The organism is Paenibacillus macquariensis (assembly GCF_900156375.1).
Classification (GTDB): domain Bacteria; phylum Bacillota; class Bacilli; order Paenibacillales; family Paenibacillaceae; genus Paenibacillus_AQ; species Paenibacillus_AQ macquariensis.
The window spans coordinates 540,088-555,803 of the sequence record NZ_FTNK01000001.1 but is presented as its reverse complement, the minus strand read 5'-3'; the positions used below and the strand labels follow the sequence as shown (position 1 = coordinate 555,803).

The window sequence follows — 15,716 nt, the reverse complement described above, 5'->3', positions numbered from 1 at the left end:
GCAGAAGGAACAGCTCAGATTACTGTAACGACAGTGGATGGAGCATTTAAGGCAACGGCAAACGTAAATGTAACAGCCGCAGACACGGGTGGAGACAACCCAGTCCTTGTTACAGGAATAACGCTGGATCATACAAAGGTGGATCTCAAAGTCGGTGAAACGGCACGATTGACAGCAACAATTGCTCCAGTTGATGCAGCAAATAAAGACGTTACCTGGGCCACTAGTGATGAAACTGTCGCACAAGTGAGTGATACGGGTACGATTACAGCTCTCACAGAAGGAATAACTCAGATTACTGTAACGACTGTGGATGGTGGATTTACAACAACCGCAGTCGTTAATGTTACTGCTGATGAACCAGGCGGTGTAGACCCTGTACAAGTTACGGGAGTCACTCTGAATACGACATCTTTAGATCTGAAAAAAGGAAGCAGTTATCAATTTAAGGCTAACATTGCACCTGCTGATGCTAGCCTTAAAGAGGTTCGTTGGACATCTAGTAACGTAGATGCAGTAATCGTTGACACTACGGGTACAGTTATGGCTGTTGGTGTAGGTAACACGACGATTACGGCTACGACTACGGATGGTGGCTTCACTGCAATGGCATCCGTAACGGTAACAAGAGAACCAGAAACAGGTGGTTCAAACGGTGGGGGATCGGTATCTCCTGGTCCATCTGATAGTGGGTCAAAAGATAACTCTTCAAGCGGCAGCAATACTGGAACGAAACCTAGCCCGGGTACACAATTGGTATCGGTTGATGAGTTGATCAAAGGTAAGTCTGATGGAGTAACAACAATTCAAATGCAAGACCAAATGACTAATCTACAGTTACCAACGAATGTAGTGGCATTATTAGGTCAGAACAACCTGGAAGTGAAGGCAGGAACATACACTCTACAAGTTCCTTCAGAGCTTTTAGTACAGCTCATGAATAAGCTGACGGCTGAAGAACGTAAGAACAGTGTTATATCTTTAGTTGTTCGACCTTTGTCAGATTCGGATGCACAAAAAATCATCGGTTCAGGGCAAAATCAGCAAACGATCAAAATTTCAGGAAATGTGTATGAATTTATATTGTTGGTATCCTCGACAAATGGTAAGACTCAGGAACTCAAAACATTTGATAAGCCGATGACCTTACATTTGAAAGTGGATGCTAGCATTAATCCACAGCGTGCAGCAATCTATTACATTTCAGACCAAGGCCAATTAGAGTATATTGGCGGAAAATATAGTAATGGAGAGTTTATCGCCGAAATTAGCCATTTTAGCAAGTATGCTGTACTTGAGGTGACCAAATTGTTTAGTGATGTTCCAACATCGCATTGGGCGTTTACTGTCATTCAAGAACTTGCTCAGAAGAAGATCATTCAGGGTACAAGCGAAACTTCATTTGAACCAATTCGCAATATTACTCGGGCTGAGTTTACCTCAATCCTTGTGAATGCGTTGAAGCTCTCTAAAACAAGCGATCATCGTTTTAACGATGTAGCCGTTAGTGCGTGGTATGCAGAGCCTGTTTCTATCGCATACGAAGTTGGAATTGTTAAGGGGAAAAATGAATCTGAATTCGATCCACAAGGCTTGATCACACGTCAAGAAATGGTTTCGATGATGGTGAAAGCCTATGAAATGATGAATGATAAGAAGATCGTAGTTTCTAATACTTCTTCATTCAGTGATATGAATCAAGTTGCTCCTTGGGCAACTGATTATGTTAACAAAGCTGTCTCACAGGGATTAATCCAAGGCAGATCGGCAAATACATTTGCGCCTAAAGGGTTAACCACACGGGCTGAAGCGGCTCAAGCGATTTATAATTTAATGAAATAGTAATGCTTGTGTAAAACAGATCAGGATGCCATTTCTTCGAGAAGGCATCCTGTATCTTATAATTTGGAGGGAACAACCACATCATGTTAATAAGAGCGAGCGCAAGTAGGTTACTGTCCTTAAATAAAACGATAAGAACAATTAGTGTTTTAATGGGTATCATCTTAATGTTCTCTACTCCTTTATTAGGTAAAGCATCTGCCCATGCATATAGTGCTAGCTATACCACTTTAAATTTGACGAAATTACAGACAGATATGGTATTTACACTAGACGAGCTTTCTGTAATTGAGTTAACAGGTGGTGATGTTAGTGGTAATGGAATGCTGGAACAGGAAGAGTTCAATGCCATTAAAGGCAATCTGGAGCAAATATTAAAGGAAAACCTTACTTTCAAAACAGGTGGACAAGCCCATGAATGGAATGAATTGAAGAGCTTGGAGATCGACCGGGAAGGTGATGCGACGAAGGTTATTATGAGAGCAGCGTACCCACCTGTAAGTGCGTCGGAACCCGTTTCATTTCAGGATCAGTTATATAAAAATGATGCTAAAACAAACTATGTGGATCTGCTGACGATTAATTATGGAGTCGAGAAAAGCACATCTGCTTTATCAGGAACAAATCGCATGTGGACAATGCAGCTGTCTGAAGGGGATTACGCAGGTCTTCAGGAAGATATAGGTGTAAACGTTCAGAATAATGCGCCAGATTCACAGGCTACTTCACCAGTAGGAGATGACAGTGTGAATAGTGGAGACATGTCCGGATGGTATTCATTTTTCAAACTAGGAATGAATCATATCCTCACGGGCTACGACCATTTGTTGTTTCTGTTCTCTTTGTTGTTAGCAAGGCAAACGTTCAAACAGCATGCTCTGATGATTACTGCATTTACAGTGGCACATAGTATCACCCTCACATTAAGTGTTTTGGGATGGATCAATGTCCCCGCTACTTTTGTTGAACCTGCGATCGCTCTAAGCATTTGCTATGTTGCCATCGATAATATGGTTCGGAAAAAAGTGAGTCGCCGCTGGATTCTAACGTTTATTTTTGGTTTGATCCATGGCATGGGATTTGCAGATATATTGGTAGCGATGGATATTCCAAAAAAACAGTTAGGTGTGGACCTGATCAGCTTCAATCTCGGAATTGAAGTAGTGCAGGTAGCACTGGTATTGCTGTTGCTGCCGCTATTAGGACTGATGCATCGTTGGAAATATGGGAAGATGACAGTCATTGTTGGATCAGCAATTGCACTGCTACTTGGCGGAATGTGGCTGGTAGAACGAACATTAATGGCTTAATAAGATATGTAAGGGGCAGTCCCAAAGTAGATTAATCTTCTGATGAGACACCTGACTTTCTGGAAAAGAGAATGATTCACTAATAATAGCAGGTCAAGGGAGTTATCCTTGACCTGCTATTTTGGATTTCTGGTTCATTGTGGATTGCTTCAATAGATGAGGGGCGAGCGAAAGTAATCCAAATCCTAGACCATGCATTCTTGATCGTCTTGTTTCTGTGCTTCTTCATCGTTGCAAGCAGGGTTTGCACGCTCTCCTTTTCACCAAAAAGATTGTCAGCATTAAATAATTATGATATATTATTTTTTGTTGTCATAATTTAGTTTATCAAATACTCACCTTATAATTATGCCGGGGTGGCGGAACAGGCAGACGCACAGGACTTAAAATCCTGCGGTAGGTGACTACCGTACGGGTTCGACCCCCGTCCTCGGCATCATAGAAACAACTGCAAGAGCCCAACGTTAATAAAACGTTGGGCTCTTGCAATACATGTCCGTAATCGTCGAAATTCGAGCGTGAAAATAAGGAATTCTGCAGTGTTAAATTTCACATATTTTTAACACACAAGATATTCGCAAGGCGCCCCACAGTTCGCGGTGGAGGCGCTTTTATTTTGGAGAGTATAAATTATTATGACAACATTGTCTGTCATGATATGAAATTAGAGTGAGGAGAGAGTAAATCGGAATGAATATGGACGGTTAGCTATCAGCGTATATTGTTCGTGAGTTCTTGCTCCCCAGCTGTCGTCTCCACCAACGCCCATTTGCTTATAGTTTACTCTCAGTACACTTTTTTCTGAAGCTGGCAATTTATATACATGATCGCTCGCTTCCAGTTCATCAGGCGTCCAAGGAAGGGCATTAATCTCCATCGGTGTGGAACTTTCAAAGCGGAGTCCCGAGCCATGTACGTCCGTAATAGAAGCAGTTCTTACATCTGTCTTATTTCCGCACTCCTGAGGTCTGAGATAAGGAATGAATTGTTCACTAACATTGCCAGTATAGCGTCCGAGAGGCGCACCCGTTTGTCTGTCCCAATAATTCTCATGCGGTCCACGACCGTACCATGAGATGTTATCTAGACTTCGATCAAGTACGAACATCATCCCGAACTCGGGGATTTCCGGTAGGCCGCTACCTCCAGGGTTCAGTTCTTGCATGATCTCTATGGAACCGTCGGAACGAATCTCATAATCAACCAGCAATGTTGAATCTGGATTCGTGGCAAGGAGGTAGGTAGTGGATACGAAACAAAGATCTTTTTCGATTCTATATGAGAAGTTGAGCAGACTCCGTTCATTAGAAACTTCTTTCCACACCGCACAACGTTTCTGTAATCCATTACCAAGATCATTGTCCGTAACCGCTCTCCAGAAGTTGGGTCTTACGGGTTCCAGTAGACGTTCTTTACCGGAAGAGCAGTAAGAAATTAGATCTCCAGTTGTTGTATTAAAAGTCGTACTGAAATTGCCACTCTGTATGGTTAATGCGCTCTCAAGTTCGGTAACGTGGAGAGGTGCTAAGACAGTCGGCTCACGCTTGATCATGCGGGGGGATAGAATGAACTGTTCCCAAGCGATCTCGTGGTTTGCATCAGACCAAGAAGTTTCTGAATGCTGAATAAATGATAGAGTCAGCACGACTTCTTTATCACTTATCAAGGAATCCAATTCGTATGGAACTTCACATTCAAGGCTTTCGCCTGGCTCAACAGAGACCCGCAACACTCCTTCTTGCGACTTTTCACCGTCTAAACAAATCTCCCATTTAAGACTGTACTCTTCTATATTTGTAAATAAGAAATTATTTCGAATTAGAAAAAGGCCCTTATGGATATTTATGGCGGTTATTTTTATGTTTTGATAACATTTTTTGACCTCAAACAACTTGGGAGTAACGGTACGGTCAGCAAAAAGTAGTCCATTACCGCTGAAGTTCCCGTCATGTGGCGATTCACCGAAGTCACCGCCATAAGCTAGATATTCAATACCATCTGATGTTTTAGTCCGGATGGCCTGATCAACCCAATCCCAAATGAATGCTCCTTGAAAAACATCGTACTTGTCGAATAAGTCACAGTACAAGTGTAGCCCACCACAGGAATTACCCATGGCGTGACCGAATTCACAGATGATATAAGGCTTTTGCGGATGGTTTCGCGCATAATGTTCAATATCGGCAGGTTTCACATACATGGTAGACTCTATGTCGCTCGCAGCTTCAGACTCTCTACAGTGAAAGATTCCTTCATAATGAACCGGTCGAGTTGAATCAGCCTGCCTAAGGTAGTCATGCATCGCGATAAAGTTATCTCCGCCGTATGATTCGTTACCCAGTGACCATATGACTACGGATGGATGATTCTTGTCTCGTTGTAGCATGGAATTACAGCGGTCGATCACATTTGCTCGCCATTCCGGTTTACTACCGGGTATGTTCCCTTCAGGTACTCCTTTCTGCCCATACTGCTGCCATGTACCATGTGTCTCTAGATTTGTTTCATCTATGACATATATTCCATATTCGTCGCATAGCTCATACCAAATGGACTGATTTGGGTAATGGGACGTCCGAACGGCATTGATATTATGGGCTTTCATCAGTTGAATGTCTCGTAGCATATCGGCTTTTGCTAGCGCGCGACCTGTGTCACAAGAGAATTCGTGCCGATTTACACCTTTGAGTACGACTCTTTTACCATTGATTCTCATGAGCCCATTTTTAATTTCAAATGAACGAAATCCAACCTTACAGCTGACGCTTTCTTGGATAATATCTTGATCGTCTTTTATGGAGAGGATCAACGTGTAAAGATAAGGTGTCTCGGCGCTCCATTTATGAGGTTGATCGACATGTACCGAAAGATTGAAACGTTGAACATCTGCTTCTTCAAAGCGAGTGATCGCGGATATAGGGGTCTCCCAAATGGCCTGATCATTGTTATCGTAGAGCTCCATTTGCAATGAACCATGGTTGAATTCTCGGTCAAAGTAATTTTCAACTTGTATATCTACATTTAGTTCAGCATTTACGAAATTTTCATCCAGATCGGTGCGGACGCAAAAATCGGCTATATGAACGCAAGGGGCTGTATACAGATAGACCTCGCGAAAAATGCCGCTAAGGCGCCAAAAATCTTGATCCTCAAGCCAACTAGCATCGCACCAACGATATACCTCAACAGCGAGCTTGTTTTCTCCTTGGCGTAAGTATGCAGTGATATCGAACTCTGAGGGCGTGAAAGTGTCTTCGCTATAACCAACCAGTTCTCCATTCAGCCATACATAGAAAGCAGATTCAACGCCCTGAAAGCTAAGGTATACAGGTTGGCCATTCCATGATTCCGGCACAGTGAACGTTCGTATGTAAGATCCTACCGGATTATAGATAGTTGGAGCAAAGGGCGGTTTCAAATCAGGCTCAGATTCTGACCAAGGGTAACGCACATTTGTATATTGCGGATAATCATAGCCATGGAACTGCCAGTGGGATGGAACGGGAATTTCATCCCAACTACTGTAATCGTAATCCGCTTTATAGAAATCCGTACAACGTTGAGCCGGGGTTTCGGAGAAATTAAAATTCCAGGTGCCGTTAAGGGTCTGGTAGTAGGGGGATGCTTCCTTATCTCCATTAAGTGCTTGCGATACGGTAGTATAAGGTATCATGGAGACATGAGCATCCATCCGGTTTAGTTGGAAAATTTCGGGATTGTTATTCCATTCCGGATAGCCGTTTGCAGGCGGCTGATAGACTAACTTTGGTCGCATAAGTAGATCTCCTTCATAAGTTAAATGGTATTACTATATTCATATTATAATTTATGAAGATATTACGTGATATAATATAATTTTCTTTCTGTATAACAAAATATGAAACAATATTAGATCTTTGTTATGTTGAACTCTTACGATCATAAAAAATATGAAATAGGTGAACCAGCATGAAGAGCAAAATGATTTTTTGCCAGATGGAAGAAACGGTTGTATTACCACTTTACGCAACAACAATCGGATACTGGGAGCATCAAAACGAAACGGTGCGTCCTGCCGGATTTCCGGATTATCAACTCCATCAGGTTCTCGAAGGCAAGGGCGAACTGATAGTTAACGAGGAACGTTATATTGTAGGCCCAGGTGATGTATTCTTTTTATATCCAGATATTCCCCACTCGTACACGCCGATCAGCCGTGAGTGGAAGTTATCATGGATTTCATTCAATGGAAGAGAAGCCGGTCAAATGTTGCAGTACGCAGGAATCCGCAAATCAGGGCCCTCAAGATTAAGAGAAGGTAAATTGTTGAGTCCTTTAAGGGAAATGCTTACCATGATGAATCACAATGAACTAGGGGCCAATCTTGAGCTATCTAAATTGCTATACGCGCTGCTTCTAGATATGAAACTAAACCTTGTGTCGCCCTTAAATGAAGATTTTGAAATGGAGCGCATTAAATCTGTTCTGCAACATATTGAACGGAACCTACACCGTGCATTGCCATTAAAGGAGTTGGCTGAGGTAGCTTCCGTATCTCCGCAGTATTTATGCCGTCTTTTTCAAAGAACGCTTCATGATCGGCCTGTAACCTATATTAATAAGCAGCGGATTAATCGGAGTAAGCAATTGATGTTTGATGATCGGGAGAAAAAAATGTATGAGATCGCACAATTGGTTGGCTTTGATAATGCAAGTTATTTTTGCGCAGTGTTTAAACGGGTTACTGGATTGAAACCGGAAGAATTTAAGATGCTACACGGTTGGGGGAGGTAGATTATATTAATATAATGATATTTATATATATTCCTTTGTAGTTCTCATCTATAATTAAAACAACGACGAGCATCAGGAAGGATATGTTTAAATTTGAATGAGAAGCTGACGCAAGCATATGAATATTTGGATTTGCCTGAAGATATTAGACGTGAAGAACTGGACAGGAGGTTTAACCTGCTCTTGAAACGGCAGCGCTCTAATTCCGACGAGCGTGATACAACATATGAAGAGGAATTTCGTGCTTTCAAATTCATCTTAGATGAATTAGATCAACGAGAGATTATGGAGGCTGAGGACCGAAGGTTCGCGAAATGGGGTAGACAAGCCAACGCTGCGCGTAGAGTAGAGAGCTTTTTTAGATTGTATAAAATACATACCGTGATTTCCATCATCGTATTGATTGTTCTCGTTGTTGGTGGGAATGCTCTTTACAAAAATGGGCAGGAAAAAAAATATTTAGCTTCTTTACCTCCAGTGGATGCGAAAATCATGTTCCTAGGTAATTTTGCATCAAAGGATCCGAAAAACGATAATGATGAGCTAAATAAGGCGATTGTTAAGCAGTACCCAGCTTGGAAAAGGGTAGAAGCTAGTATTGTGAACCTTCCATCGACAGGAAATAGCGTGGATACATTGGATATGACTTATATCCAACGGGCCGTAGTGGAACTGGCGGCTAATACGCCGGACATTCTCATTATGGATGAAGTTACTCTGGCTTGGATCGGGCAGCAGAAGGGACTCCAGAGTCTGGAGGAGATTGTTTCGGACGGGAAACTTGCTTCCGATGATATACGACTGAAAAGTTTGAAGGACGAGGGGAGCGGACAGGATGTGGTCGTTGGCATAGACATTACGGACACATCATTCGCTTCGGGTCTGCCTATTAATTCTCTAAAAATGATAGTCGGTGTCTTGGCGGCAGATGAGAAAAAGCAAAAGGCGATGGAGTTTATCGTTCACGTACTTAGCGAAACGGCGGTTCAATAAATTGCACACCTGAGATGTTAATGAAAATCCTAAGGGTTATCAGGGGTTCTAGAATCTCTCTTTCCTTGACTTATTTACTGCTATTGATATAATAGCGAAAGCAACTATACTCATGGGTGGGTGACTACCGTACGGGGTAGATTTTTCGTCTCGGTAGCATGATTGAAGTATGGAAGAGAATAAGCCTACTCCACATTATGGAGTAGGCTTATTTTTTATGATTATATATCTTTAGAGAGGGTTGAATAAGATGTTCGGTAATGATTGGGATGATGTATTACAAGCTGAAATGAGTAGTCCTTATTTCATTGACTTGCAGCAAAAAATTGCTAATGAATACGATCAATACAACATATTTCCACCTAAGGAATGTATTTACGAAGCGCTCAGGCTGACATCATTTACAGCAACGAAAGCTGTAATATTGGGACAGGACCCTTACCATGGTGCGGGACAGGCTCATGGACTCAGTTTCTCCGTTGCGCAGGGAGTGCGAATACCCCCTTCACTTAGGAATATTTATAAAGAATTAAACTCGGATCTATCGGTAGATATCCCGAATCATGGCTCTCTAAAGCACTGGGCTAGGGAAGGTGTGCTTATGCTTAATACGGTCCTTACAGTCCAGGAGGCTCAGCCTGCCTCACACGAGGGAATGGGATGGGAAGCATTCACGGATACCATTATACAGAAATTAAATGAACGGGATAATCGACTTGTATTTATACTATGGGGAAGTCACGCACAGAAGAAAACCTCTCTTATAGATATGGATAAACACAAAGTCATTCAATCCAGTCATCCAAGCCCATTAGCGGCGTATCGTGGATTTCTTGGAAGCAAGCCATTCTCGCAAACGAATGCTTATTTAGAATCAATGGGTAGGGAGCCGATCGATTGGGCTATTCCTCAATCTACAATATCCTCGATTTTATCAGAGAAAAACAATCTGTAGATGTGAACAAAGATGATCTTCATAATCATGTATGCGGGTATAGCGAGAATGACACCCATAATTCCGAAAAACTCGGCACCAATCAGCAACAGAATGACCGTCGTTAATGGATGGATATCAAGCTGTTTGCCATAAATAATCGGTGATAATATATTATCTTGAATTTGCTGGGCAATAACAATGATAATTACGGACCATATGGCCATAGATGGAGAAACTGTCAGGGCAACAATCACGACTGGAATGGTTGCGATTAAAGCACCCACATATGGAATGAGATTCAGTGCAGCAGAGATCAAAGACAGTAGTAAAGCATAAGGAAGGTCAATAATTAAGAACCCGATGTACATCATGACACCCAATATCAGATTGATGAGCACACGTCCCACAATAAATTGACTTAGAGCGGTATCAATCTCATGCAACATTTCTTTGCTTTCCCTACGATATTGTCTTGGAATGAAATGAAGAAACTTGTGTGGGATTTTACTTCCTTCTTTGAGCATGTAGTATAGGATAATGGGGATTGTCGCAAGGATGATCACTACATTAGAGATTACACCGACAAAGTTAGATATGGAATTCGTAACCAAAGAAACTAGACGGTTCAAGTAGTCTGTTAATCGAGAATAGAGTTCAGATTCAGAAGGGATGACCTTGGACATAAAGCTGCTCATCTGATAATGCTGTAGTTGTTTCTGTAGATCTGTCACTAAGTGAGGCGCATTATCAACGAATGTTAATACTTGATCTCGAAGCGTAGGCCACACAAGGATGGAGAACACAAATAATAACCCTGCAAATACAAAGTATATAAGAATAACGGATACGCCTCGATGGATATTTTTCTTTTGTAAAAAGTTAATGATGGGACGTAATAAATAGAACAAGAATCCAGAGAGTACGAATGGAATGAGCAATAGATTTAAGACATATAGCACGGGAAGTAGAATAAAGCTTAATTTGAAGGCTAAATAAATGATAAGCATGGTAGCAATAATACTTAAACACGTTCGAAAATATTTACTATGATTCATGGTAATCCCTCCAACCTATGTATAAACGCAAACGTTAACGCCTATCATTTCTTTTTAACCAAAACAGAGCTTAGTGATTCATTTTAGAGCCTATTCATAACGATAACTTTCAATTCCGCATTAAAGTGGTGTTGGAGGTTTTTTATGTTATTTTCTCTTTTTTCAATAGCAAGATTTCGCGAAATATGATATATTTCAACACTACAGAAATGGATTTTAACATAGGAGGAGAATGTAAGTTGAAGAAGCTCAAACGATCCATATTTAGTCTTATTCTAGTAGTGATAGTAGCTTTAGGAGCGTATTATTTTGACATCGATTTATCTAGCAAGACAGACCCTGTGGAATCTAGTACAAAGGCTGATTATTCGTTAGTATTCCCTGCGGAGCGTTATCCAGAAACAGCTAAGCATATTCAAAATGCGATCAAAAGTGGACACTCCGCTATTTGTACGATTGATCGAGCAGGAGCTGAGGATAACCGTAGTGAATCCTTAAAGGGAATTCCGACAAAGAAAGGATTCGACCGGGATGAGTGGCCAATGGCTATGTGTACCGAAGGTGGGGTTAACGCGGATATTGAATACATAAGTCCGAAAGACAACAGGGGAGCAGGAAGCTGGGTTGGGAATCAGCTTGAGGATTATCCAGATGGAAGTCGCGTTGAATTCATATTCCCATAACAAGTTAAAGAATTCATTTGTTTACCAGAATGCCCTTGCCATAATCAATTCCAAACATAAGCTACTGTATAATCAGAAAAAGGAGGAATTGCAAATGGGAGGTTTTGTTGGAGGAATTGGAACATCAACTGCTGCAATTTTAGTATTGTTTATCTTATTGGTTATCATTTCTAAAACATTTATTCTTTAATTAATGGAGATTTCCCTTTAAAGTGAATTAGCAAAACAGGCTACCCTCATAAGGGCAGCCTGTTTTTTCTTCGATATGACGTAGAATGCCTTGTCTATTGTACATAGCTTTACTTGGTGGATGGATATAAATAATAACTATGATTCTTGATGATTTGAGCGGAAGCGGTGTAATCAGAATGATCTAATGTCCCTTTAGGAAGAACGGATTCAGAAGGGGTCTTCACAATGAATGCCCAATTTTTATTTTGTGCTAAAAGTATACCTGGATAATTAGTGTGTTGTAGATCATTCCAATCATTTATCTTGAAGATTTCAATCGAAGCAATATCATCATGTCGTACATGGATTTCCTCTTCTTGAGCGTAGTAGCGAATGTTAATAACGGACTTCACTCGCTTGTCCCTGATACCCTTTTGGATGGAGGACTGAACTATATCATCAGATTGCACGGTATATTCGATATTATCCAAGGACTTGGGCACTTTCAACGAATATCCATATGTATTAATCGATAACATTTCCTCTGCTGTGAAGGTTCTATAAGGACTGCTAACAAACGATAATGTCTGATCTTTTGAACTCCAAGTTGCGGATACGTCGGTGTACTGTTCTACCGTTCTTAGTGGAATATAAAGACTTCCTTTGTAGATGATTGTCTGTATAGGTTGACTCAGGCTAACTCGTACATCGCCATTATCCAATTTAACTTTTGTTGTACGACTTAAATATGCCTTAATTTCTTGCACGTTGGAAGCAGCATAAGCGCCTACTGAAGCACCTAATAACATAACTGCCGATAAGCCTGTGATGACAACCATTTTTTTCATTTAATGTAGTCCTCCCTAATTTTATTTGTTGCCGAGAAGCCCTTACCTTATTCTCTATTATACATAATATGGAATGTATCTTTATGAAAAAAGGAGGCGCTACAAATGAGTGAAGTATTAGGAGGATATGGCGTTGGAATGTTCAATAACACAGGTGCCATTTTAGTCTTGTTTATATTGTTGGTTATCATAACTAAAGCATTATGGATTTAATTTCTTTACCAGAAAGCCCATCCCATTTTCAGTCTTCAACATAGACTACGGTGTACACAAATAAAGGAGGAATTAATCATGGGTGAAGTATTAGGAGGATATGGTTGTGGAAATAACATTGCGCCGATCGCAACAGGATGTGGTCCTATCGGAGGATATGGTCTTGGTGGATCTACAGGTGCTATTCTAGTATTGTTTATACTGTTAGTTATTATCACTAAAGCACTTTGGGTGTAATTTAAGAATACTGGGTGTATGAAAAGGCTCTGCCATTGGCAGAGTCTTTTTTAATATCAACTCCTTGTAGTCATTTCTTTGTCTTGCTACCTTAACTATGGAATTTTGCGTCATTCATTATCGGAATTGGTGGAAATAATTTTTATTTAAATAAAAATGAAGAAAATAATTTACATAAATATTATTTCGTGATATTTTGTAGAGGTAAAAGAGTTGGGTAAATAAACCAAATGGGGGAACATAAACATGACATTTGAAAAGTTTCACGGAATACTGCCAGCCTTCTATGCCTGCTATGATGACCAAGGGAACATCTCGGAAGCTCGAACGAAAGATTTGTGTAATTATTTGTTCGATAAAGGGGTTCAAGGTGTTTATGTTGGAGGGAGTTCTGGTGAGTGCATTTATCAAAACTTAGAAGAACGTAAAGCTGTACTAAGTTATGTAGCTGATCAGTTAAAAGGAAAAATGACATTGATTGCCCATGTAGGAGCACCTTCAACAAGAGATAGTATTGAATTAGCTAAACATGCAGCAACATTAGGATATGATGCCTTATCGGCTATTCCACCTATTTATTTCAAATTGCCTGAAAGCGCTGTATATAAATATTGGACGGATATTATGGAAGCAACTCCTCTAGATTTCATTATTTATAACATTCCACAGACGACGGGTTACACATTAACTCCATCGATGTTTGAGAAGCTTCTTGCTAATAAAAAAGTGATTGGAGTTAAGAATTCATCCATGCCAACGATGGATATTGAGCGTTTCAAAAAAGTCGGTGGAGACGATGTAATTGTCTTTAACGGTCCAGATGAACAGTTTGTATCAGGAAGAATCATGGGGGCAGACGCAGGAATCGGTGGCACATATGCTGTGATGCCAGAGTTGTTCTTGCAGGCAAATGAATTCGTTAAGGCGGGAAATTTCAATGAAGCAAGACTAATCCAAAGTGATATTAATGATATCATCATTGCACTTTGTTCGTTGCAAGGCTCCATGTATGCAGCAATTAAGGAAGTCTTGAACAGAAGAGGCGTAAATGTTGGTAGTGTAAGAGCACCTCTTGAAGGAATAACGAACGAAGATATTGCCCCAATCGAAGACATCATGAAGTTGATTGATCAGGCTATCGAACGTTATTGCGGGTAATGGCTATGACAAAAACAATTGTATGTTTTGGGGACTCCAATACGTGGGGATACAACGCGGAGACCGATGCTAGGTTTGATGAATCTAGGCGTTGGACAGGTCGATTAGATACCAATCTGGGTAACTCTTACCGAGTGATTGAAGAAGGGCTTTGTGGAAGAACGAGCGTCTGCGAGGATCCATTATTCGAAGGCTTATCGGGTCTATCCTATATCTACCCTTGTCTAATGTCACATTCGCCGCTAAATTTGGTCGTTATCATGCTCGGAACAAATGACACCAAAGATCGCTTTGGAATGACTTCTTACAATATTGCTCAAGGCATTGTTAGACTCGCGGTCAAAGCTCGTGGAAGTGCTTCAGGAATAGATGGGAAAGAACCAGAAGTTCTTGTCATTGCTCCACCTCCGATTGGAGAGAAGTATATCCATACTTCAATCGGCAGACCGATGGGAATCCATTGCAGTGAGAAATCAATGGAATTATCAGAGCATCTTGGGACGTTACTTAAAGGCACAGACATTCATTATGTTGATTCGAGAGAACATGTAGGTATGAATGAGATCGACTACATGCATCTGGATGCAGAAGGGCATCGGCAAATGGCAGAACTTGTGTTTCAGCATATCAAGAATATTGTTAATTAAAGGAAGTGAGACACAGCAATAAAGCAGCAAACACAAGTGATGGGTCTGGATTAGGTAATAGCTGGAGCAGTTAAAGAGTAAAACCAATAAAAGTGTGGAGATGGTACTGATGAATACAGATAATAATGTCCTTAACAAGATAAAAGGTAAGTTGGTCGTCTCTTGTCAGGCCTTACCTGAAGAACCATTGCACAGTCCATTTATTATGGGTAGGATGGCTTATGCTGCGTACCTGGGCGGAGCTTCGGGCATTCGAGCGAATAGTGTAGAAGATATCAAAGAAATTAAGACTGTGGTTGATCTACCAATCATAGGAATCATCAAGAGGGTATATGAAGGTTCGGATGTGTTTATCACACCAACTTTGAAGGAAGTAGACGATCTTTATCGTGAAGGTGTTGATATCATTGCGATGGATGCGACGGACCGAATAAGACCGGATGGTACCACGATTTCTGAACTATTCCCACGTCTAAGAGAAGCCTACAAAGATCAACTATTCATGGCAGATTGTTCAACGTATGAGGAAGCGCTCAAGGCAGTTGAACTTGGATTTGATTGCATTGGGACAACATTAAGTGGTTTTACGGAAGCTACGCGTGGTAAAATTCTACCAGACTTTGAAATGGTAGAGAAGCTCGTGAATACGATCTCGATGCCTGTCATTGCAGAAGGTGGGGTCTCAACTCCTGAAGAATTGAAGAGAATGTTCGATTTAGGCGTGTATTCATCCGTTGTAGGATCTGCGATCACAAGACCGATGGAGATTACCCAAAGATTTATGAAGGCTATTCAATAATGATATGGATAAGTTCTTATCTCTGATATATTAGGAAGGGTCGAAGGGGA

At 40.9% G+C, this 15,716-nt stretch carries 15 protein-coding genes and 1 tRNA gene; 13 read left to right on the top strand and 3 right to left on the bottom strand.

Annotated elements, in window-relative coordinates; all coding sequences use genetic code 11:
* The 3 genes from BW961_RS02545 to BW961_RS02535 form a co-directional block, all read left to right on the top strand.
* A partial coding sequence (locus tag BW961_RS02545; protein WP_170878507.1) for an S-layer homology domain-containing protein occupies positions 1-1,842 on the top strand: 1,842 nt, incomplete at its 5' end.
* An 83-nt stretch (positions 1,843-1,925) separates the two neighbouring features.
* On the top strand, positions 1,926-3,152 hold the full coding sequence (locus BW961_RS02540) for a HupE/UreJ family protein (protein WP_082867608.1): 1,227 nt from the start codon (positions 1,926-1,928) through the stop codon (positions 3,150-3,152).
* 350 nt (positions 3,153-3,502) lie between these two features.
* Positions 3,503-3,588: transfer RNA gene (locus tag BW961_RS02535), tRNA-Leu, on the top strand.
* Between the two features lie 228 nt (positions 3,589-3,816).
* On the opposite strand, the gene lacZ is transcribed toward BW961_RS02535, so the two are convergent.
* Positions 3,817-6,927 carry a beta-galactosidase, LacZ type gene (gene lacZ, locus BW961_RS02530; protein ID WP_068589453.1) on the bottom strand — a complete coding sequence of 1,037 codons (3,111 nt, stop codon included), beginning with the start codon at positions 6,925-6,927 and terminating at the stop codon, positions 3,817-3,819.
* Positions 6,928-7,100: 173 nt separating this feature from the next.
* Between lacZ and BW961_RS02525 the strand changes: the two genes are divergently transcribed.
* From BW961_RS02525 to ung, 3 genes are all read left to right on the top strand, one after another.
* Positions 7,101-7,925: an AraC family transcriptional regulator gene (locus tag BW961_RS02525; protein WP_068589456.1), complete on the top strand. Its 825-nt coding sequence runs from the start codon at positions 7,101-7,103 to the stop codon at positions 7,923-7,925.
* Positions 7,926-8,018: 93 nt separating this feature from the next.
* A complete protein-coding gene (locus BW961_RS02520) occupies positions 8,019-8,918 on the top strand; it encodes a hypothetical protein (protein ID WP_068589459.1) in 900 nt (299 codons plus the stop codon).
* Positions 8,919-9,168: 250 nt separating this feature from the next.
* A complete protein-coding gene (ung, locus tag BW961_RS02515; protein WP_068589462.1) occupies positions 9,169-9,873 on the top strand; it encodes a uracil-DNA glycosylase in 705 nt (234 codons plus the stop codon).
* Here ung and BW961_RS02510 read toward each other — a convergent pair.
* A complete protein-coding gene (locus BW961_RS02510; RefSeq protein ID WP_068589467.1) occupies positions 9,828-10,910 on the bottom strand; it encodes an AI-2E family transporter in 1,083 nt (360 codons plus the stop codon). The two genes, ung and BW961_RS02510, sit on opposite strands and share 46 nt — an antisense overlap.
* A 239-nt stretch (positions 10,911-11,149) precedes the next feature.
* Here BW961_RS02510 and BW961_RS02505 point away from each other — a divergent pair, with 239 nt between their 5' ends.
* Complete coding sequence (locus BW961_RS02505; RefSeq protein WP_244555840.1) at positions 11,150-11,593, top strand: NucA/NucB deoxyribonuclease domain-containing protein; 444 nt, start codon at positions 11,150-11,152, stop codon at positions 11,591-11,593.
* A 94-nt stretch (positions 11,594-11,687) separates the two neighbouring features.
* Entirely contained in the window at positions 11,688-11,783 is a 96-nt protein-coding gene (locus BW961_RS29435) for a sporulation protein YjcZ (RefSeq protein WP_082867609.1), read from the top strand.
* A gap of 109 nt (positions 11,784-11,892) precedes the next feature.
* Here the strand turns inward: BW961_RS29435 and BW961_RS02500 are convergent, their stop codons facing one another.
* Positions 11,893-12,612: a hypothetical protein gene (locus BW961_RS02500; RefSeq protein ID WP_068589469.1), complete on the bottom strand. Its 720-nt coding sequence runs from the start codon at positions 12,610-12,612 to the stop codon at positions 11,893-11,895.
* Positions 12,613-12,717: 105 nt separating this feature from the next.
* On the opposite strand from BW961_RS02500, the gene BW961_RS29430 reads away from it, so the two are divergent.
* From BW961_RS29430 to BW961_RS02485, 5 genes are all read left to right on the top strand, one after another.
* Positions 12,718-12,825, top strand: coding sequence for a sporulation protein YjcZ (locus BW961_RS29430; protein ID WP_082867610.1), 108 nt, complete (start codon positions 12,718-12,720; stop codon positions 12,823-12,825).
* 78 nt (positions 12,826-12,903) lie between these two features.
* The gene (locus BW961_RS30255) at positions 12,904-13,062 is read left to right on the top strand and encodes a hypothetical protein (RefSeq protein WP_169810337.1); all 159 of its coding nucleotides are present in this window, start codon (positions 12,904-12,906) and stop codon (positions 13,060-13,062) included.
* Positions 13,063-13,308: 246 nt separating this feature from the next.
* Complete coding sequence (locus BW961_RS02495; RefSeq protein WP_068589473.1) at positions 13,309-14,220, top strand: dihydrodipicolinate synthase family protein; 912 nt, start codon at positions 13,309-13,311, stop codon at positions 14,218-14,220.
* A 5-nt stretch (positions 14,221-14,225) separates the two neighbouring features.
* Positions 14,226-14,867: a GDSL-type esterase/lipase family protein gene (locus BW961_RS02490; protein ID WP_068589918.1), complete on the top strand. Its 642-nt coding sequence runs from the start codon at positions 14,226-14,228 to the stop codon at positions 14,865-14,867.
* A gap of 109 nt (positions 14,868-14,976) precedes the next feature.
* Positions 14,977-15,666 (top strand): N-acetylmannosamine-6-phosphate 2-epimerase, encoded by a 690-nt coding sequence (locus tag BW961_RS02485; RefSeq protein ID WP_068589477.1) that lies wholly within the window; start codon positions 14,977-14,979, stop codon positions 15,664-15,666.
* The last annotated feature ends 50 nt before the right edge of the window (positions 15,667-15,716 follow it).

What these genes read in the sequence shown, in the direction of transcription:
- BW961_RS29430 (WP_082867610.1), top strand. Translation starts at nt 12,718, where the DNA reads ATGAGTGAAGTATTAGGAGGATATGGCGTTGGAATGTTCAATAACACA.
- BW961_RS30255 (WP_169810337.1), top strand. Translation starts at nt 12,904, where the DNA reads ATGGGTGAAGTATTAGGAGGATATGGTTGTGGAAATAACATTGCGCCG.
- BW961_RS02490 (WP_068589918.1), top strand. Translation starts at nt 14,226, where the DNA reads ATGACAAAAACAATTGTATGTTTTGGGGACTCCAATACGTGGGGATAC.
- ung (WP_068589462.1), top strand. Translation starts at nt 9,169, where the DNA reads ATGTTCGGTAATGATTGGGATGATGTATTACAAGCTGAAATGAGTAGT.
- BW961_RS02485 (WP_068589477.1), top strand. Translation starts at nt 14,977, where the DNA reads ATGAATACAGATAATAATGTCCTTAACAAGATAAAAGGTAAGTTGGTC.
- BW961_RS02495 (WP_068589473.1), top strand. Translation starts at nt 13,309, where the DNA reads ATGACATTTGAAAAGTTTCACGGAATACTGCCAGCCTTCTATGCCTGC.
- BW961_RS02525 (WP_068589456.1), top strand. Translation starts at nt 7,101, where the DNA reads ATGAAGAGCAAAATGATTTTTTGCCAGATGGAAGAAACGGTTGTATTA.
- lacZ (WP_068589453.1), bottom strand. Translation starts at nt 6,927, where the DNA reads ATGCGACCAAAGTTAGTCTATCAGCCGCCTGCAAACGGCTATCCGGAA.
- BW961_RS02540 (WP_082867608.1), top strand. Translation starts at nt 1,926, where the DNA reads ATGTTAATAAGAGCGAGCGCAAGTAGGTTACTGTCCTTAAATAAAACG.
- BW961_RS02500 (WP_068589469.1), bottom strand. Translation starts at nt 12,612, where the DNA reads ATGAAAAAAATGGTTGTCATCACAGGCTTATCGGCAGTTATGTTATTA.
- BW961_RS29435 (WP_082867609.1), top strand. Translation starts at nt 11,688, where the DNA reads ATGGGAGGTTTTGTTGGAGGAATTGGAACATCAACTGCTGCAATTTTA.
- BW961_RS02510 (WP_068589467.1), bottom strand. Translation starts at nt 10,910, where the DNA reads ATGAATCATAGTAAATATTTTCGAACGTGTTTAAGTATTATTGCTACC.